This is a genomic window from Sunxiuqinia elliptica (assembly GCF_900113005.1).
Taxonomy (GTDB): Bacteria; Bacteroidota; Bacteroidia; order Bacteroidales; family Prolixibacteraceae; genus Sunxiuqinia; species Sunxiuqinia elliptica.
On sequence record NZ_FONW01000004.1, the window covers coordinates 19,679 to 40,016 of the forward strand.

Annotated in this window: 13 protein-coding genes; 11 read left to right on the forward strand and 2 right to left on the reverse strand. The window is 42.3% G+C overall.

Features of this window, described 5'->3' with window-relative positions; all coding sequences use genetic code 11:
- The first annotated feature begins 9 nt into the window (after positions 1–9).
- The 11 genes from BM156_RS09895 to BM156_RS09945 all read left to right on the forward strand — a co-directional run bounded on the left by BM156_RS09895 (position 10) and on the right by BM156_RS09945 (position 16,899).
- Positions 10–603, forward strand: a complete 594-nt coding sequence (locus BM156_RS09895) for an RNA polymerase sigma factor (protein ID WP_093919714.1) — start codon at positions 10–12, stop codon at positions 601–603.
- 129 nt (positions 604–732) lie between these two features.
- Complete coding sequence (locus BM156_RS09900) at positions 733–1,779, forward strand: FecR family protein (protein ID WP_093919715.1); 1,047 nt, start codon at positions 733–735, stop codon at positions 1,777–1,779.
- Positions 1,780–1,865: 86 nt separating this feature from the next.
- Complete coding sequence (locus BM156_RS09905) at positions 1,866–5,183, forward strand: TonB-dependent receptor (protein ID WP_093919716.1); 3,318 nt, start codon at positions 1,866–1,868, stop codon at positions 5,181–5,183.
- Positions 5,184–5,299: 116 nt separating this feature from the next.
- Complete coding sequence (locus tag BM156_RS09910) at positions 5,300–6,997, forward strand: RagB/SusD family nutrient uptake outer membrane protein (protein ID WP_093919717.1); 1,698 nt, start codon at positions 5,300–5,302, stop codon at positions 6,995–6,997.
- 89 nt (positions 6,998–7,086) lie between these two features.
- Positions 7,087–8,799, forward strand: a complete 1,713-nt coding sequence (locus BM156_RS09915; protein WP_093919718.1) for an FAD-dependent oxidoreductase — start codon at positions 7,087–7,089, stop codon at positions 8,797–8,799.
- Between the two features lie 118 nt (positions 8,800–8,917).
- Positions 8,918–10,570, forward strand: a complete 1,653-nt coding sequence (locus BM156_RS09920; RefSeq protein ID WP_093919719.1) for an FAD-dependent oxidoreductase — start codon at positions 8,918–8,920, stop codon at positions 10,568–10,570.
- 130 nt (positions 10,571–10,700) lie between these two features.
- The gene (locus tag BM156_RS09925; protein ID WP_093919720.1) at positions 10,701–12,167 is read left to right on the forward strand and encodes a carbon starvation CstA family protein; all 1,467 of its coding nucleotides are present in this window, start codon (positions 10,701–10,703) and stop codon (positions 12,165–12,167) included.
- Positions 12,168–12,744: 577 nt separating this feature from the next.
- Positions 12,745–13,935: a hypothetical protein gene (locus tag BM156_RS09930; RefSeq protein ID WP_244525730.1), complete on the forward strand. Its 1,191-nt coding sequence runs from the start codon at positions 12,745–12,747 to the stop codon at positions 13,933–13,935.
- 9 nt (positions 13,936–13,944) lie between these two features.
- The gene (locus BM156_RS09935; protein WP_093919912.1) at positions 13,945–15,171 is read left to right on the forward strand and encodes a quaternary amine ABC transporter ATP-binding protein; all 1,227 of its coding nucleotides are present in this window, start codon (positions 13,945–13,947) and stop codon (positions 15,169–15,171) included.
- Positions 15,168–15,989: an ABC transporter permease gene (locus BM156_RS09940; RefSeq protein WP_212733475.1), complete on the forward strand. Its 822-nt coding sequence runs from the start codon at positions 15,168–15,170 to the stop codon at positions 15,987–15,989. The genes BM156_RS09935 and BM156_RS09940 overlap by 4 nt, the downstream gene beginning before the upstream one ends.
- Before the next feature lie 40 nt (positions 15,990–16,029).
- Entirely contained in the window at positions 16,030–16,899 is an 870-nt protein-coding gene (locus tag BM156_RS09945; protein ID WP_093919722.1) for a glycine betaine ABC transporter substrate-binding protein, read from the forward strand.
- Positions 16,900–16,989: 90 nt separating this feature from the next.
- Here the strand turns inward: BM156_RS09945 and BM156_RS09950 are convergent, their stop codons facing one another.
- Both BM156_RS09950 and BM156_RS09955 read right to left on the reverse strand, forming a co-directional pair.
- Positions 16,990–19,224, reverse strand: a complete 2,235-nt coding sequence (locus BM156_RS09950) for a GH92 family glycosyl hydrolase (RefSeq protein ID WP_093919723.1) — start codon at positions 19,222–19,224, stop codon at positions 16,990–16,992.
- A 144-nt stretch (positions 19,225–19,368) separates the two neighbouring features.
- Positions 19,369–20,289: a diacylglycerol/lipid kinase family protein gene (locus BM156_RS09955; RefSeq protein WP_093919724.1), complete on the reverse strand. Its 921-nt coding sequence runs from the start codon at positions 20,287–20,289 to the stop codon at positions 19,369–19,371.
- Between the last annotated feature and the right edge of the window lie 49 nt (positions 20,290–20,338).

Genomic DNA, 20,338 nt, shown 5'->3' on the forward strand with positions numbered 1-20,338 from the left:
CTCCTAAATTTGAAGAAACTGCCTGAACATACAGAGAAAGAACTGCTCCGTGAACTAAAAAAAGGCAGTGCTGAAGCTTTTGATGCCTTATTCAATACCTATGGCAAACGACTCTATTTTTTTGCATTGGGCTACTTAAAATCAGAGATGGAGGCCGAGGAAGTGGTTCAAGAAGTCTTCTTCAAAATCTGGAAAAAGCGCGAATTGATCAACCCCGAGCTATCCTTCAAGGCCTATATTTTCAAAATTGCTTTCAACCACATCCGGGAGCTTTTCCAAAAACTCAATTTGCAACGAGCTTACCAGCATGAAATAATCAATCAGGCAAGCTCATTCAGCAACCGACTGGATGAACAAACCAACTACCAATCCTTATTGGATCAAGTCAATCAAATTATTAATCAGCTACCTCCTCGACAAAAAGACATTTTACTGCGAAAGCGTCAACAAGAACAATCCATTAAAGAGATTGCATCCGAATTAGAGCTATCGCCCAAAACCGTTGAAAATCACCTAACACAGGCCTTAAAACAACTTCGGAAAGCCCTTGAAAATCGAAACATCGGTGGCGAACTCTATTACTTCCTATTCATAAAAAACTAAATACCAAACTATTACCACTATATCTGTTTTTTTTCATCGAAAAACTAGGGGATCAGCCTGAGTTGTCCCTATTACTTATATAGCAAAGTCCAACAATACTTGTTTGGCTTTCTTTAAGATGGGCTAACAATGAAAAAAGAAAAAGACAGACTACATCAGTATTTCTCGGGAAACTATTCTCGAAAAGACCTTCATTTTACCCAACAGTTGTTTACTGATTCTACTCAAAAAGAAAATCTTCAGCAGAACCTGGAAGGACACTGGGACCGTTTTAAGCTTAGCCCCGAACAAGAAAAGACAGACTTTGAGCCACTATTAAATAAACTACATCATCAAATTCATTCAAAAGAAAATACGCCACATAAAAAAATCAGTTTCGTCTATCAGCTTCAACGTATTGCCGCGATTTTATTCATTCCCCTAGTTCTGGGCTTTGCCACTTACTTTTGGTACAATCATGCCGGGAAAGAACAGCTTGCATATGCCGAGATACAATGTCCTGATGGAACGCGCACCCAATTTCACTTACCAGATGGAAGCTCCGGCTTTCTGAACAATGGCAGTTCAATCCGTTATGCTGTGCCATTCAATAAAAACCGGGAGGTCCTGCTTTCAGGAGAAGCATTCTTTGATGTCACCAAAAACGGGCATCCGTTTCATGTCAAGACCAACAACCTCGATGTTCAGGTGATGGGTACATCGTTCAACGTCATGGCCTACGAAGATGATGCCATTGAGGAAGTCATTCTCCAAACCGGCAAGGTGAAAGTCTGTGTTTTAAACGGAAAAAAGTTAGCGACTTTACACCCCAACCAGCAACTCTCGCTTAACCTGGACAACAACCAATATCAAATCAATCGTGTAGAGGCCTCCAATTTTACGGCATGGCGAGAAGGCAAACTTATTTTCAGAAATGAAGGATTGGAAGCCGTTGCCAAGCGAATTGAACGATGGTATAATGTTGATATTGAAATAACTGATAAATCACTAAAGGACTACACTTTTCACGCAACCTTTATGGATCACAACCTAGAAGAAGTACTGACTCTTCTGACGCTTACATCCCCCATCAAATTTAAAATTGAAGAACAAAACAATAACAGTCCAGGAGTTTACATCAAAAAGAAAAAAGTGACACTGGAACCAGATATAACTAAAACCAATAAAACAAACTAAAAAGCAGGAAAGTACGGCCATACTTCCCTGCTAAAATAAGTAGTGTAATTCGTTTAAAATGTAAAACCACTTAATGAATCAAATTTATGAAAAAAAAACGAATCTGTGTGGCAGAGTCTTTCTGTGCACCGATTAAAATCTGGAGAATCATGCGCCTAAGTTTATTCTTTGTGCTAGTCTGTATTGCCCAGGTTTGGGCAACCAATTCCTACTCTCAGCAAACACGATTAACAATGAACTTATCCAATGTGAAAGTCATTGATGTGTTAAATGAAATTGAAGAAAAGACAGAGTACTTCTTTCTATTCAACCAAAAACTAGTTAATGTAGACCGCGTTGTTAATGTGAAGGTTAACCAACAAAAAGTAGAAGAAGTTCTCTCCTTATTGTTCGATGACTACTCCATTGATTACCGGATCATGGATCGACAAATTGTTCTATCGCCGGATAATCTTTTAAGCAAGCAAGCCCAAAGGACAATCACCGGCAATGTAACGAACGAATCAGGACAACCGATTCCAGGCGCAACTGTCGTTGTCAAGGGAACATCGCATGGTGTTATTACTGATCCTGATGGTAATTTTCAACTAACCAATGTAGAAACGGGACAAACACTTGTTATTTCATTTGTAGGAATGACAACCCAAGAAGTTCCCATCACAGCTCAATCTAGTTTCAACATCATTCTGCAGGAAAGCACCATTGGTTTAGAAGAAGTAGTAGCTGTTGGCTATGGAGTCCAAAAGAAAGTGAACCTCACAGGAGCTATAACAGCACTGGATGGCGAGGAATTAGCTCGTCGCCAGGTTGCTCAAACATCGATGGTTCTGCAAGGTGTTGCCCCTGGAGTAGCCGTAACACAGCGCAACGGTCAACCTGGCCGGGATGGCGGAACGATTAGCATCCGAGGAAAAACAACACTCGGAAATAGCAATCCTCTGATTCTGGTTGACGGAATTGAAATGGGGATCAACAATATTGATCCAACTTTAATCGAGTCAATTTCCGTATTGAAAGATGCTGCATCCTCGTCGATATATGGATCCAGAGCAGCCAACGGTGTCATACTAATTACGACCAAAAGAGGACAGAAAGATAAGCTTTCAGTTTCTTACAACGGCTATGTTGGTTGGCAAGATCCGACCGATCTTCCGGATGTTGTCGGCGCGATTGACCACATGACATTAACCAATGAAGCCTATGTCAATACCGGGAAATCACCTCTTTACACCGAAGCGTATATCGAAGAGTACAAACAGGGAATGCAAACCAATCCAGACCGCTATCCCGATACGGATTGGTACGATCAAGTATTAACAGAAAACGGGTTAATGCAAAGTCACTTTCTGACCATGAACGGAGGCTCTGAAAAAGTTCGGGTATTAGCATCATTAGGTTATCTCGACCAAAATGGCCTCATGTCGAACACTGACTTTAAACGCTATACTTTACGCATCAACACAGACCTTGAACTGACCAATACCTTTTCGGCACAAATTGATGCACACATCAAAAAGTCGAAACTAATTGAACCTTCCCGGGGAACCGCTTCGGCAATTCACTGGTCGGGACGTATTCCTGCCAATCAAACGGCAGTTCTCTCCTCTGGTCAATGGGGAGAAGGATGGAATGGAGACAACCCCGTTGCTTTTACCAAAGACGGGGGTTTACGAGTTGAAGATGCCCCATCTTTCACGCTGAACTTAGTTCTAAAATATCAACCTGTTAATTGGCTTTCTCTGGATGTTGCTTACTCACCAAACTACTGGCAAACCAACTATTCTGATTTTGAAAAATCAATCCAAACCTACCGATGGGATGGATCAGAAAGTTATAAAGCTCCTCAAAAGACGACATTAAATGCAAGTCATAACAGAAGCTTACACAACAACCTTAGAGGAACTGTAACTTTTGACAAAACCTTTGGCAACCATGGCATTAAACTGTTAACAGGATACCAGCAAGAAGATTACCGGAATGATGCCTTAAGAGGCTACCGCGAAGTTTTCCCATTTCCTGACTATCCCGTCCTTAACTCAGGTGGCGAAGAAAACCAAAAAGCTTACGGATCAGCCAGTGAATGGGCCTTGCTATCTTTCTTTGGAAGGTTGAATTACGATTACAAGGAACGTTATCTGCTTGAGGCAAACTTCAGACAAGATGGATCTTCTCGATTCGCAACCGGACGTAAATGGGGTTTCTTTCCTTCCTTCTCCGCAGGATGGCGAGTCTCTGAAGAAAATTTCTTCTCTGGACTCAAACCCATTATCAGCAACCTAAAAATGAGAGCTTCATGGGGGCGGTTAGGAAATCAGGACATTGGTCTCTACCCTTTCTCCTCAGATGTTAATCTTGGTTTGAAATACGCTTTTGACAAGCAAGTGGCAAGTGGCGCAGGGATTACCGACCTGGCCAATACCGAAATTTCCTGGGAAACAACAACGGCATCAAACTTTGGACTTGACCTCACCTTGTTCGACCGTTTAAACATCGTTGCGGAGTACTACTACAAAGTATCTGAGGATATCTTGCTTGCACTTGATATTCCCAAGATAATTGGCATGAACGCTCCGGAGCAAAATGCTGGTGAAGTTGAGAACAGAGGTTGGGACCTTGGGATAAACTATACCAATTGGGATAATGAATTCAAATACGATATTGGGTTCAATATTTCCGATGTAAAAAACAAGGTGACAGATCTAAAAGGCGTCAACAAAACAGGATTGACAGTTTACCATGAAGGATATCCAATGCACTCGATTTATGGATTGGAAGCAGATGGATTTATCAGCGAAGAAGATTTTGACGAAGAAGGTAATTATCTGGGAGCTACCCAATATGGAACCATTGCCCCAGGAGACATCAAATACATTGATCAAAATAATGACTCAATAATTAATGCAAGCGATTACAAAATTATTGGAGAAACAATCCCTCGATTCACTTTTGGATTGACTTTCAATTCACAATACAAGAATTTTGATTTAGGCTTATTTTTCCAGGGAGTTGGAAAAGCCGACGGACTTATTCGCGGACAAGGTATAATGCCTTTTGTTGAAGGAGGTACCGTTCAGGAACAACACAAAGACCATTGGACTCCTGAAAACAGGGATGCCACTTTCCCACGTCTTGCATTTAACGAAACCAACAATGAGCAGGTTTCCAGCTTCTGGATGAAAGATGCATCATACATCCGGTTGAAGAACCTGCAAATAGGCTATTCATTTCCGTCCAGAATAATCAATCGAATTAAAGCAGAAAAACTTAGAATCTATTTAAGCGGCCAGAATTTATTCACCATTGACAATTTCTGGAATGGATATGATGTAGAAGCGCCTGTGGGCAATGGAGGTTACTACCCGCAGGTTAAAACTTATAGTATTGGTGTTGACATCAAATTCTAAAAAAGGCAATCTTATGAAACGAACAAGAATTTTCATTCTTCAAATTCACAATCAAAAAGAATTAAAATTCATCGAGAGTTCCATCGAATGCAAATGAAATAAACAATCTTAATGAGATGAAATCAAACATTAAACAAATACTACAAACACTGTTACTGGCCACTTTGCTGGTATCATGTGATGATTATATCGAAAGATACCCTCTGAATAATCCTTCAGATGCAACTTTCCTTTCGAGCGAAACCGAACTAAACATGGCTGTAACAGGCTGCTACAATGCTCTATGGACCAAAGTCCAATCTATGCCTTTTGTCCCCGTTTTTGACCAAATATCAGATATTGGCTGGGATCGTAATGGTTCACCCCTGCAAGCTGTTGGACGAGGTGCAGCCGACTCTAGTAATGGTGATCTTCTTGGGCTCTGGGCAGATTTATATGAAGGAATTGCAAAGTGCAATTACGTACTAACCAACATGGTTCGAGGGGAAGAGAACATCCCGACTGATGTTTACAACCAATCAAAAGCTGAAGTCCGCTTCCTCAGAGCTTTATATTATCACTACCTAATTGAATTATGGGGCGGTGTTCCTCTGGTTACCCAACCCTTAACGCTTTCAGAGGCCAATGTTCCACGCTCCTCGAAATCCCAGATTGTAGACTTTCTGCTCACTGAATTGGAAGAATGCGCCAATGATTTACCAGTTGAAAACAATCCAACCAATGGAAGGGCTACCCAAGGAGCTGCCTGGGCAATTGCCTCCAGAATCGCACTCTACAATGAAAAATGGGACATTGCAATCTCTTCGGCGCAAAAAGTAATGGCCTTGGAAGGAACAGAGTACCTTATCCACCCAAACTACATGGATCTCTTTCAATATGCCGGTCAGGACTCCAAAGAAATCATTTTCTCAGCTCAATTTCTAAAAGGAGAACAAACACATTCTATGTTCCGTTTCTTTGGTACGCGAAATGCCAAAGGCCATACCAACAAAAAGCCAAGTTATCAAACAGCAGACTCCTGGGAATGTATAGACGGGCTTCAAATTGATGAATCCCCTCTGTATGATCCGCAGCACCCTTTTGAAAATCGCGATCCCAGACTTGGCTATACGCTTGCTTTACCTGGCTCAATCTATTTGGGATTTCAATATGAAACTCATGGCGACAGCACTTACTGTTGGGATTACAACCAAGATCCGCCAAAACGAATTCCCAATCTGGAAGCAACACATGCTTATGCGACATTTACCGGGATTGGCTGGAGAAAATATGCCGACAACTTAGATCGCCTAGCCGTCAATGATTGCGATTTGAATATGATTGTCATCCGATATGCAGAAGTGCTACTAAATTATGCCGAAGCCAAAATAGCCTCTGGAAGTATTGATCAAACAGTTCTTGATGCAATTAATAAAATTAGACAACGGCCAACCGTAGAAATGCCTCCAATCACAACAACTGATCCGGAAGCGCTCAAGTATGCTGTTTACCGCGAAAGGAAGTATGAACTAGCTGGCGAAGGACTTCGTCTGTTCGATATCAGAAGATGGAAAATTGCAGAAAGAGTCATGAACCTCCCGGTACTTGGAAGAATGAAAAGGTCATATCCAGCAATTGCTCCAAGAGTCGACGAATATGGAACCTCATACTACGATGAGATCCCTATCGCCGAACAAGGCGAATCGTCCGATTTCAAAATGCGTGTAGTGGAATTACGTTCTTTCAATAAAGACAGGGATTACCTCTGGCCAATTCCTTATATTGAATTAGATACGAATACCGCAATGGAGCAAAACCCCGGTTACGGGAATTAACTTAACAGTTCTAATCATTGCGACTTCTGTAAAATAGAAGTCGCAATTTTAACAACACCTTTATAAACGTCTAACTAAATTTTTCAATTATGAATTCAGGAAAAAAAATATTCTATTTCTTAATCATTTTTATCCTATTGGCCTCCTTATCAGGAAATACTTTTGCAAAAAAACGAAGCTATGACATCGTCATCTACGGAGGGACTTCGGCTGGAGTATCTGCTGCCATTCAAAGTTCCAGGATGGGAAAATCAGTTCTGCTGATTGAGCCCACCAACCGGATCGGAGGTTTAACCACAGGAGGCTTGGGTGCGACTGACATTGGTAACAAGCAAGTGATTGGTGGCATCTCTCGCGAGTTTTATCAAAACATCAAAGAATATTATTCAGAACCGGCTAACTGGAAATGGCAACGTGCAGAGGCATATCAACAAGCACGAAACAAAAAGAATGAAGATGCCATGTGGACCTTTGAACCTTCTGCTGCTTTAAAAGTATACCACGAAATGCTAAAGCCGGAAAAGATAGATATCGTCTATAACCAGCGACTAAATCGTGAAACTGGTGTCAAGAAAGAAGGCACCAGGATTGTGGCTATTGAAATGGAAAACGGAGCTAGCTACAAAGCACAAATGTTTATTGATGCAACCTACGAGGGCGATTTGATGGCTGCAGCTGGTGTAAACTACACCTACGGACGCGAATCGAACAAACAGTATGGTGAAACTTTAAACGGAGTGCAAGCTAACAACTATAACGCGACTCTCCGAAAAACCCTTTCTCGCAATAGCACCAACCACAACTTCATCAGTCGCGTTGATCCTTACATCGTCAAAGGCGATCCTTCAAGCGGATTACTTCCATTTATTAACGAAGGCGGGCCAGGCGTTGAAGGAGATGCAGACAAAGGCATACAGGCTTATTGCTTTCGCATGACCCTGACGGATCATCCAGAGAATCGAATCCCTTTTAAAAAACCGGAAGGATATAATGAATTAGAGTACGAACTGCTTTTCCGGAACTATGAAGCTGCTGATGGGCCAATCGAAGAAATGTATTCCTATGGCGATCCCTTGGTTCCGTGGATCAACTCTCAAATGCCCAACCGAAAAACAGATACCAACAATCAAAAAGGTTTTTCAACTGACTTTATTGGGCAAAACTACGACTATCCGGAAGCCTCCTATGCTGAACGTGAAAAGATTGTGGAACGTCACCGAAGCTACCAACAGGGGCTTATGTGGACTTTGGCTTATCATCCACGCATCCCAAAAAAAGTACGCGATGCGGTATCGGAATGGGGAACTTGTAAAGATGAGTATGAGCGCGAAGACGGCTGGCAACAGCAACTTTACGTGCGCGAAGCCCGTCGTATGATTAGTGACTACATTATGACTCAACACAACTGTGAAGGCTTTGACACAGCTGAAGATGCTATTGGAATGGCAGCCTACGGTATGGATTCACATCAAGTACAACGTTACGTCGATGCCAATGGCTATGTTCAAAACGAAGGAAATGTTGAAGCCCATGGCTTTAAGCCCTACCCAATCAGTTACCGAAGCATTGTTCCTTCTCAAAACGAGTGTTCTAATCTCGTGGTTCCTGTTTGTGTCAGCTCAACCCACATCGCTTTTGGCTCCATCCGCATGGAACCTGTTTTTATGGTGTTAGGACAATCGGCAGCAACAGCAGCCTCTCTGGCAATCGATGCGAATTGCGCTATTCAGCAGGTGAATTACACTGACCTGAAAGCAAAACTACTAAGCGACAGGCAAGTACTTCAGCACGTCAGCAAATAACACTCAAAAAGCAGGGGAGCTATCCCCTGCTCTATTCATTTAGATACCAACGAGCACATACTTATTCGCTTTTCCGCATTAACCGCACATCCAACATCAACCTCAAACAAATCATGAAATGAAATATGCATTACTTACATTCTTGGCAACCGGCCTTCTTTGGAGTTGCCAACCCAAGCAATCAACAGCTCCTGTTTATGAAGCCGATGTGATCATCTATGGAGGAACTTCGGCAGCAGTCATTGCCGCAGTCGAAGTCAGCCAATCCGGCCAGTCTGTCTTAATCGTTTCTCCCGACACCCACTTAGGCGGGTTAACTTCTGGAGGTTTGGGCTATACCGATACGGGCAACAAATCAGTTATTGGAGGACTTGCGCGTCAATTTTATCACAAAGTTTGGCTCCACTACAACGACTCCGCAGCCTGGGTTTGGCAAAAGCATTCGGAGTATGGAAATAAAGGACAAGGCACGGTAGCCATGGATGGAGAAAACCGCACGATGTGGATTTTTGAACCTCATGTAGCAGAACAAGTATTTGAAGATTTTGTCAAAGAAAACAACTTAACCGTCTATCGGGATGAATGGCTCGACCGGGAAAATGGCGTAAGCAAAAACGGCCAGCAAATCATCAGCTTTAAAACCTTATCCGGAAAAACATTTAAAGGAAAAATGTTTATTGATGCCACTTACGAAGGTGATCTGATGGCCGAAGCCGGAGTGAGTTATCATGTTGGCCGCGAAAGCAAAGACACTTATAATGAGCAATGGAACGGCGTGCAAACCGGAGTTTTACACCACCAGCACTGGTTTAAAGCCAACATTTCGCCCTACAAAATTCCGGATGATCCAAACAGTGGCGTGCTTCCTCGCATTTCAACAGAGCCGCCTGGCGAATACGGAGCTGGTGATGATAAAATCCAAGCCTATTGTTTTAGAATGTGCATGACGAACCATGATGAAAACCGCCTCCCCTTTCCCAAACCAGCCAACTATGATCCGGGCCAATATGAACTGCTCCTGCGTGTTTTTGAAACAGGCCGTACTGATTGGCTCAACAAGTTCGATCCCATTCCCAACAAGAAGACCGACACCAACAACCACGGTCCTTTTAGCAGCGACAATATTGGCATGAACTATGATTATCCGGAAGGAAGCTACGAGCGTCGCCGTGAAATTACCCAGGAACACAAAGACTACCAAATGGGCTTGCTGTGGTTTGTTGCCAATGACCCTCGTGTTCCTGAACCAATACGGACAGAAATGGCAAACTGGGGATTGGCAAAAGATGAATTCACAGACAATGGCAACTGGCCGCATCAGCTTTATATTCGGGAAGCTCGCCGTATGATTGGAGAATATGTAACCACTGAGAATGACGTGCTTTTAAAACGAGAAGTCCCCAAGCCTGTAGGTATGGGCTCTTACGCCATGGATTCGCACAATGTGCAGCGCTACATTACTCCGGAAGGCTTTGTTCAAAATGAAGGCGACATTGGCGTTCATCCTCCAGGCCCCTATTCCATCTCTTACGGATCACTCACGCCCAAGCCAGAAGAATGCACCAACTTATTGGTTCCGGTTTGTGTGTCTTCCAGCCATATTGCTTTTGGCTCCATCCGCATGGAACCAGTCTTTATGATCTTGGGACAGTCGGCTGCAGTCGCTGCGGTAATGGCTATTGACGGGAGTCATTCGGTCCAGGAAGTTCCTTACGCCGAGTTAGAAAAACGATTGCTTGCGAAGAAACAGGTATTAACAAAAGTGCATTAAACCAATATTGAATATTGCTATCTCGTTGGGATAAAAGCGACTCATCTAAAAAGGCTTGGCAGCACATGAGGTAGCAATATTTTTGCTAATTTTGGCAGTCAACATTGCACAAACCTAACTAACAAATTCTATGATTACCTTTTTTATCTCATTGGCAATTCTGCTAATTGGCTATTTCATTTATTCAAAACTAATTGAACGAATTGCAGGTATTGATCCGCAACGGAAAACGCCTGCGTACACCATGAATGATGGCGTTGATTACATGCCGCTTCCCTGGTGGCGAATATTTCTGATTCAATTTCTGAACATTGCCGGACTTGGCCCCATCTTTGGAGCTGTTGCCGGGGCCATGTGGGGACCTGTTGCCTTCATCTGGATTGTGTTGGGTTCTGTTTTTGCCGGAGCTGTTCATGATTATTTTTCAGGCATGCTTTCGATCAAGCACAAAGGACTAAGCATTACCGAGATTGTTGGCATCTACATGGGAAAAGGCACCAAGCAGTTCATGCGCTTGTTTACCGTCTTCCTGATGATAATTGTAGGTGCTGTTTTCATTATGGGGCCTGCAAAAATTCTGGCGGATATCACCCCTGACATCGCAACCATGACCTTCTGGGTATGGGTAGTCTTTGCCTATTACTTGCTAGCTACCATGCTGCCCATCGATAAAGTCATTGGCCGCATCTACCCGGTCTTTGGTTTTGCCTTGGTTTTCATGGCTGTTGGACTCATTATTGCACTTTTTGTCAAAGGTTATCATATTCCAGAGCTCAATGCAGCAAACCTTCAAAATTTCCATGTTAACGCTGATGATTTCCCCATCTTTCCAATGTTGTTTATCACCATTGCATGTGGTGCCATATCCGGCTTTCACGCAACACAGTCTCCCTTAATGGCTCGCTGTGTCACCAATGAAAAATACGGACGTCGCGTATTTTATGGTGCCATGATTACCGAAGGGGTTGTTGCTTTGATCTGGGCTGCCATCAGCATGAGTTTCTTTGGAGGAATCAGGGAGTTGAATGAAGTCATGACCGCAAACGAAGGCAATGCTGCTTTTATCGTCAATGAAATATCCAATTCACTTTTAGGCACTTTGGGAGGTCTGCTAGCCCTGTTAGGGGTTGTTGCTGCTCCGATTACTTCAGGTGACACAGCTTTTCGAAGCGCACGCTTAATTGTTGCCGATTTTATGAATTTCAAACAAGGGCCCATCAAAAATAGGTTGTTGGTGAGTCTTCCGCTATTTGCCATTGGCTTTTTGCTCACTCAAATTGATTTCAGCATCATCTGGCGTTACTTTGCCTGGGCTAACCAAACTTTGGCAACGGTCGTTTTGTGGACTATCTCTATCTACCTTTTGCAGGAACGCAAGTTTTACTGGATAACACTTATCCCTGCTGTTTTCATGACCGCTGTAATTGTAACCTACTTATTACTTGCTCCTGAAGGTTTTTCGCTGTCAAAAGATATTGCTTACCCAGTTGGAATAATAGCTGCTTGTGCCAGCTTCCTGTCATTCTTCGTCTACCAAAAGAGGTATGTAGCGCAACCGGCCTTTGTCACCGTCAAACAAAAGAATCCTTCGAAATAGATCAAACGAAGATAATACAAACGAAGCCTGTCTTTAGTCCCTAATTGTTGTTAGCAAAGACAGGCTTTCTATTTTTATGACCACGAATACCTCGCCGATCTCATCTCAAAAGGCCGACTCTAACTCTCGAACCTCCGTTCTTAAGGGAATAGCACCAATCAGCCTGCCCTACTCATTCTCTATAACAATCACTTAGGGGTGCTATCAGTCCAAGTTATTTGATCGTTTTTCTACCGTTTTACCTCAACTTTTTATCCTGAATAGTCTTATAGAACGTCAAAGAGCCTATGTTATTTTTCTTTTAAATTAAAGAATTCAGAAAACGCCTAAATCATTCCTATAGAATCTATATTGCATGAAGAAGCCTAATCAACTAAAAACAAAGACCTAAGAACATACCTACCACGCTAAAAAAACAAGCAAAACAACACCCAAATGCCCACAAAAACAACAACTTCCGAAAAACTAAAAAACTTGGCAAACCATTCTTTTTTCATATTTTTGTCCTATAGAAACAATACCCGAACTATTTCTACTATTAATTATTATACAAATCACATTAACTTTTATTGACATTATGAAGCTATCACTTAAGTCAACAGTAAAGCTAAGTGCTTTATTCTTATGCCTTTTTGCGTTTGCAATTTCAGGAAATGCACAAGAAAAAAAGAACTACTTTAAGGTTGGAGGAGCAGTAAGATTTAACTTATTATCAAAAAGTTGGGTGGACAGTAAAACTCAACCAGAGTTTACCTGGGACACCTGGCGTTTAAATGTTGATGGTTCCGCTGGTGGCATCGATCTAAGTTTTGAATACCGATTCTACCCCACTTTTGCAACACATTTTATTCATCATGGCTACCTGGGATATAGCTTGAGTGAAGACCTATACATGAAATTAGGTGTCAACCAAGTCCCTTTTGGTATCACCAAGTTTGCATCACACTCATGGTGGTTCCAAGGACAATATTACTTTGGATTGGAAGATGATTACGATATGGGAATCAAATTTGATTATTCCGGTATCGAAAATCTGGATTTGAGCTTTGCCTACTACCGACAAGCAGAACCTGAAGGACCAACAGCAGGAGGTGCTGTAACATACGGAAATGCTGGTCCTGGAAGATATTCATACGATATTACTCCTGGCGTTGGAAAAATTGGAACGACAACTGTTGATGCCCACATCCGCGAATTGAATCAGTTTAATGTTCGGGCTGCTTACCACATTAGTGAGCAAGTTGAAGCCGGGCTTTCAGCACAAGTAGGTGGAATTTACAACAGTGTATTGGATGAAGCAGAAACCAGCACCGCTTTTGCAGCTCACTTAGTAGCTGACTGGGGAAAAGGCTGGAATTTCAAAGGTACATTCATCAACTACAACTACGCAGCAAAAGCTGACAATGGAGAAAAACTCGACATCATTCAAATGGGAGCCTATGGATCTCCTTACGATGTTGCTGCCAAAGCCAACGCATACGCTGTTGGTATTGCCAAAGCCTTTGATGTTGACCTTGGACCAATCAAAAACATCCAAGCCTATGTTGACTACACTTACGTTGACAAAACCAATGATGACTATGCCGACATGCACCACCTGATTCCAGGCGTCTTGATTTCGGCCGGACCTGTCTATACATACATCGACTACGCTATGGGGAAAAACCAACCTTGGCTTAACTCCAGCTTTGGTAAAGGAATGGGCGTTGGCGAAGAAGATGCGGAGTGGATGAAACGCTTTAACATCAACATTGGCTATTACTTTTAATTGTCATTTATGGAAAAAATTAAAATTGAAAAACTCTCCCTGGTATTTGGGAAAGGCAAAACAAAGGCGCTAAAGATGCTCGATCAAGGCAAAAGCAAAGCCGAAATCTTGGATGCTTCCGGCTGCAACGTAGCTGTGCGCAATGCCAACCTGACCATTCATGAAGGAGAGATATTCGTTATCATGGGACTTTCGGGCAGTGGAAAATCCACCTTGCTTCGATGCATCAATCGACTCATTAACCCAACAGCAGGAAAGATCTTTGTCAACAACGAAGAGATTACCAACATGAACGACAAAGAGTTGTTAAATATTCGTAGGAAAGAGCTTGCGATGGTTTTTCAGCACTTTGGATTGTTGCCTCACCGAACCGTGCTCAGCAATGTTGCATTTGGCTTAGAACTACAAGGAATCGACAAAGATCAACGCGAATCAAAAGCCCTGGAAACCATCGACCTGGTCGGTCTGAAAGGCTATGAAAACCAAAGGGTAAGCGAATTATCCGGAGGTATGCAGCAGCGCGTTGGACTGGCACGTGGATTGGCTAATTCTCCTGAGGTTTTATTGATGGACGAAGCATTCTCTGCACTTGACCCGCTTATTCGCTCCCAAATGCAAGATGAGCTCTTGTTGTTGCAAGAGAAAATGCAAAAAACCATTTTATTCATCACTCACGATTTGGAAGAAGCCATCAAACTGGGTGATCGGATTGCGATTATGAAAGATGGTGAAATTGTTCAAATTGGAACTTCAGAAGAAATCATCACCAATCCGGCGAATGACTATGTAGAATCCTTTGTTGAGAATGTAGACCGAAGCAAGATTGTTACTGCGGGTTCAATCATGTTTGAAAAACCAAGCGTTGCTCGTTTGAAAAAAGATGGGCCTGCCGTTGTTCTTCGGAAAATGCGTGAGTCCAGTCTCAATATACTACCTGTAGTTAGAACAAACCGTACTTTCCTTGGATTTGTAAAAATCGAAGATCTAGTGAAGCTCAAAAAGCAGGAAGCTAAATCCATTGAATCAGTCATCAGCGACAATGTTATGTCGGTGAATCCTGATGCAACAGTAGAAGACATGCTTCCACTTATCAGTAAAACGAACTTACCGATTCCGGTTGTCAATGAAGAAAACCATTTGCTAGGTGTAGTATCTCCTACTTCACTTATTGTTGAAACAACTGGAAAAGATAGAGGAGAAATCAACGAGATCATCCAAAAAGCAATTGAATTATGATTATAGGACAATACATTGAAGATGCCATTAATTGGTTGACAGCAAATTTTTCAGGAGCTTTTGATGGGATCAACACCGGCATGTCTGGCTTGATTGAAGTCATTGAGTTCTTTTGGCTTTGGCTACCTTTTTATGTGGTAATTGCCCTATTCACGGGTGTTGCTTATTGGAAAGCCGGCCTCCAAAATGCGATCCTCACCGTGCTGGGGCTGACCTTCATTTATTTCACCGGTTTCTGGGACGAAACCATGCAGACCTTTTCGTTGGTGCTGGCTTCAGCCATCATTGCTCTAGCCATTGGTATTCCTTTAGGAATTTGGAGTGCCAAAAGTCCAACAGCCAACAGCATCATTCGTCCCATTCTCGACTTTATGCAGACCATGCCTGCCTTTGTTTATCTGATTCCGGCCGTCTTGTTTTTCGGACTGGGAACCGTTCCTGGAGCTTTTGCAACCATTATCTTTGCAATGCCTCCCGTAGTTCGACTAACATCACTAGGAATTCAGCAGGTTCCTTCCGATATTGTTGAAGCAACCCGGGCATTTGGAGCGACTTCTCGCCAGCTACTGCTTAAAGTTCAACTTCCGCTGGCCATGCCAACCATTTTGGCTGGAGTAAACCAAACCATTATGATGTCGCTATCCATGGTGGTTATTGCCAGTATGATTGGAGCAAAAGGATTAGGAGAAATCGTTCTTCAGGGAATCAGCCAACTTCGCATTGGCTTAGGATTTGAAAGTGGATTAGCAGTTGTATTGCTAGCCATTATTCTTGACCGAATTACTCAAAATCTGGGTAAAAAACAGAAAAAAGCTTAGTGCTGAAATCATTTGTAAACCATAAAAAAAGACAAATAAGATGAAAAGAAACATTCTAGTTGTAGCAAGTTTAGTTGTAGCCATTTTTTTAGCAAGCTGTAGCGGCGGACAAAAGAAAGGCGACTCTAAAGAAGCTAAAAAAGAAGTTACCATCGCCATGGTAAATTGGATTGAGTGTATCGCCAATACACACCTGGCAAAAGTAGTACTTGAAGAAAGAGGTTACGATGTAGAATTGGTTAATGCCGATGTAGCTCCAGTTTTTGCTGCAGTTGCCAAAGGCGATGCCGACCTGTTTATGGAGGTTTGGGAGCCAATTACACACGAATCATACATCGAGAAATTTGGCTCACAGGTAGAACATCTGGGAACTGTTTATGATGACGGAAGATTAGCATTGATCGTTCCTGAATATGTAAGCATCAACTCGATTGACGAGCTAAATAGCCAAAAAGACAAATTTGATGGTCAAATCATTGGAATTAACCCAGGTGCCGGAATCATGGGTGTTACTGAGCAGGTAATAAAAGATTACGACCTGGATTTTGAGCTTGTAGCATCCAGTGAAGCAGGAATGCTTGCCTCCTTGAAAAAAGCCTATGACAGAAAAGAATGGATTGCAGTAACCGGTTGGAAACCTCACACTAAATTTGCCCGTTACGATCTGAAACTTCTGAAAGACCCTAAAGGAACCATGGGACAAGCAGAGACCATTTCTGTAATTGCAACAAAAGGCTGGTCGGAAGCAAACCCTGAGTTGGCTCCATTCTTCAAAAATTTCAAGATGAATGATGACCAGTTAGGTTCATTGATGGTTGCTATCGAGAATGCTCCAGGGCAAGAAGATAAAGCTGCCTTAAACTGGTACAAAGAAAATAAAGAACTTGTTGACGGCTGGTTCAACAACTAGATCAATCAACAGTATTCCATACTCGTATACAAAAAGGGCTCTGCAGTGCAGAGCCCTTTTTGGTATCTATTTTCAGCATTATAGCTTCTTTTAGGGATGTTCATTGGTCATCTCAAACACCAACTCACCACCTGCCATCACATCTTTGTGCAAAAGCTTTAAATCATCAATCGGCTTTCCATTAATCGTGACAGATTTCACGTAAATATTTTCTGGCGACACATTGTTGGCTTTCACGGTAAATACGTTGCCATCCTCCAATTGAATTTTCGCTTCGTTCCACAGTGGAGTACCAATGTTGTAATACGACTCGCCCGGACAAAGTGGATAAAATCCTAACGAAGAGAAGATATACCAAGCCGACATTTGACCACAGTCTTCGTTATTCACCATACCATCCACAGCATTGGCGTACATGGTATTCCGAATTTCGTTGATCAAACGCTGGCTTTTCCAAGCGCTATTGGTATAATTATACAAGTAAGGAATATGATGTCCTGGTTCATCGCCATGTCCATACTTCCCAATAAAGCCTGAAATGTCCACATGCTGATCGCCAACCATTGGTGTATTGTTCGCCAACATGGCATCCATATCTTTTTCAAAAGCTTCAGTTCCTCCTTTTAAAGCAACCAGGTCTTCGACATTATGCGGAACAAAATAGTCGTAAGCCCAGAAGTTTCCAGAAATATAATGAGGTAACAGGTTATCCCATTTGTTCATCTCAACATCATCATGCCACGTTCCATTTTCTCCTTTCATCCAAAAGCGATGTTTATCCTTCTGAAAGAGGTTACGGTAGTTTTCTGAGCGTTTAAAGTACTGCTCAGCAACATCCTCTTTCCCTAATTTTTGAGCCAGTGAAGCAATGCTCCAGTCGTTATAGGCATACTCCAATGTTTTCGAAACAGATTTATCAACGCTGGAAGGAACATAGCCTAATTCAATGTACTCATTCAATCCACAAGCTCCATCACTACTACTTTCCTTACAAGTTAACGAAGCATCAATCATTGCTTCCAATGCTTTTTCCGGATCAATTCCTTTAACACCTTTAGCCAAGGCATCATTAATCATGGATACTGAATGATAGCCAATCATACAAACATTATCGTAGCCCGTAAGCTCCCAAACCGGCATGGTCCCATTTCCATCATGATATCTTGCAATCAACGAATTGGCAAAATCAGCGGTTGTTTTCTGATCAATAATTGACAATAGCGGATGCGTTGCTCTAAACGTATCCCATAGCGAGAAGGTACTGTAATTGGCAAAACCATCAGCCTGAAGTTTTTGATCCAGAGCCCAGTATTTCCCATCCACATCCATCCACAGGTTAGGCGCAATAAAATTGTGATACAAGCCTGTGTAGAAGATTGTCTTCTGATCTTCCGTACCTCCAGTCACCTGAATCCGTGAAAGCTTTTCCTCCCACTTCGCTTTTGCTTCAGCCAAAACGGTATCAAAATCTTTCCCTGAAGCTTCTACTTTCAGATTTTTATCGGCGCCTTCCTGGCTAACTCCAGAAATTGCAACCTTAACTTCAATTTGCTCTCCTTCTTCGGTTTCAAAGCTCACCCAAGCTTTAGCATCTTCCGCTTCTGCTTCAATCTGCCCTTCCAGCTTCTGGCCATCTTTATATACCCCTGCTGCCGAAAATGGCTTAGAAAACTTTGCGGTAAAATAAGTCGTACGCTCTCCGCCCCAGCCTGTGCTATGCGAATACCCCCGAACCACATCCTTTCCAACGGATACACTGGAAAGCAAAGTCTTTCCAAAAATTTTATGAGTCGGGTCAAAAATCACATGGGCAGCATCACTCTTTGGAAAAGTATAACGATGAATCCCAACACGCTCAGTCGTTGTTAGCTCAGCATCGATAGCATAATCTTTCAAAAATACGCGGTAATACCCCGCTGATGCTTCTTCGTTATCATGACTAAACCGCGAACGGAATCCTTCATCCGGATTCTCCTTGCTGCCCGGCACCATTTTTACCTCTCCAGTTGTTGGCATCACCAAGATATCGCCTAAATCGGACCATCCAGTACCACTCAGGTGAGTATGACTAAAGCCCATCAACGAATTATCACTTTGGTGATATCCCGAACACCAGTCCCATCCTTTTGTATCGCCATCCGGGCTAAGCTGTACCATCCCAAAAGGAACTGTCGCCCCCGGAAAAGTATGCACATGACCTCCGGTTCCAATAAAGGGATCGACATAGTCCAAAACGGACGGCACCGACTGAACTTCCTGCTTTTGAGGCGCATTACAAGCCTGCAGAAAGCAACATGCAACAAATAGTATTGCAGATAATCTCATTCGTGTAATTTTATAGTTAGTATTTCTATTGATTCTACCGGGAACAAAGGTAAAAAAACAGACGAACTAACAGGGAGAAATGATCTTAACGAAGAATGAATAGTCGTTGTTAATCAAGCTTACTCTTTGAAAATACAAATTGACTCAGTCTGCAACATGTTCTGGCTTCTTTTGCAGGTAGGGATTGTCGTTGTTAGTTATCAACCGAACTCCCCCTTTAATAATTTCAATATTGATTTCTTTAAACTTACCAATCACCTCACCATCAAGTTGTAACAATCGCTCCTCTGAAAACTTAATTCGTGCCTTATCGGTGCTTATTACAAGTTCATTCAGGTTATCATGGTAACTATCGTTAAATCTAGATAAGCCTGCTTTTATTAAGGCGTTGGCATCAATCTTTTTGACAACCACAATTTCAAACTTTCCATCCATTGGATTCCCTTTGATATTTAAGGGAACGCCGGTTCCATATTTACGGGAATTACAAATGGCGACCATGACTCCTTTCTCTTGAATGGTTTCCTCGTTGGCTTCAATCTGAAGTTCAAAGGGATTAGTATTAGATAATTCTTCCAAAAAATACTTTGCATAAGTAATCAAACCTCTATCCTCATCTTTCTCATACGCCTCAACAATCTGTGCATTGATTCCAACATCACCAATATGGATCGAATAGTGCTTATCGTTAACAACAAGCAAATCAAGTTCACCGATAACATTCGAAAGAACGAGATCTTTCAAAGCTTCCATGGGTTCGGAGTTGACATTCAGTTCGGCAGCCATTCCATTAGCTGATCCTAAGGGGATAATTCCCATTGGCATTTTAAGCTCCAAAAGTGCCAAGGCAGTAAACAAACTCGTTCCATCACCTCCTACCGAAGCAACTCGATCAGGCTTGAACTCCTCCAGCACCTTTTTCAATTTTGCAGCATCATTATTACCCGTGGTTTTAAAGAAATGAGACTCAATTCCATACTTATGGCAAAACGCCCCCGCTCGCTCCAGGAAGGGTGCCTTGTCGATTCCTCCTGAAATAGGATTGATAACAAAAAGTAATTTCATTTCATCTAAAATTAGTTGTTTCTAATCGCATGTCACCATGTTGTTCCCA

Bases quoted from the DNA above. Each gene is read 5' to 3' on its own strand.
- BM156_RS09910 (WP_093919717.1), top strand. From the start codon at position 5,300: ATGAAATCAAACATTAAACAAATACTACAAACACTGTTACTGGCCACT.
- BM156_RS09945 (WP_093919722.1), top strand. From the start codon at position 16,030: ATGAAAAGAAACATTCTAGTTGTAGCAAGTTTAGTTGTAGCCATTTTT.
- BM156_RS09920 (WP_093919719.1), top strand. From the start codon at position 8,918: ATGAAATATGCATTACTTACATTCTTGGCAACCGGCCTTCTTTGGAGT.
- BM156_RS09930 (WP_244525730.1), top strand. From the start codon at position 12,745: ATGAAGCTATCACTTAAGTCAACAGTAAAGCTAAGTGCTTTATTCTTA.
- BM156_RS09915 (WP_093919718.1), top strand. From the start codon at position 7,087: ATGAATTCAGGAAAAAAAATATTCTATTTCTTAATCATTTTTATCCTA.
- BM156_RS09940 (WP_212733475.1), top strand. From the start codon at position 15,168: ATGATTATAGGACAATACATTGAAGATGCCATTAATTGGTTGACAGCA.
- BM156_RS09950 (WP_093919723.1), bottom strand. From the start codon at position 19,224: ATGAGATTATCTGCAATACTATTTGTTGCATGTTGCTTTCTGCAGGCT.
- BM156_RS09905 (WP_093919716.1), top strand. From the start codon at position 1,866: ATGAAAAAAAAACGAATCTGTGTGGCAGAGTCTTTCTGTGCACCGATT.
- BM156_RS09955 (WP_093919724.1), bottom strand. From the start codon at position 20,289: ATGAAATTACTTTTTGTTATCAATCCTATTTCAGGAGGAATCGACAAG.
- BM156_RS09935 (WP_093919912.1), top strand. From the start codon at position 13,945: ATGGAAAAAATTAAAATTGAAAAACTCTCCCTGGTATTTGGGAAAGGC.
- BM156_RS09925 (WP_093919720.1), top strand. From the start codon at position 10,701: ATGATTACCTTTTTTATCTCATTGGCAATTCTGCTAATTGGCTATTTC.
- BM156_RS09900 (WP_093919715.1), top strand. From the start codon at position 733: ATGAAAAAAGAAAAAGACAGACTACATCAGTATTTCTCGGGAAACTAT.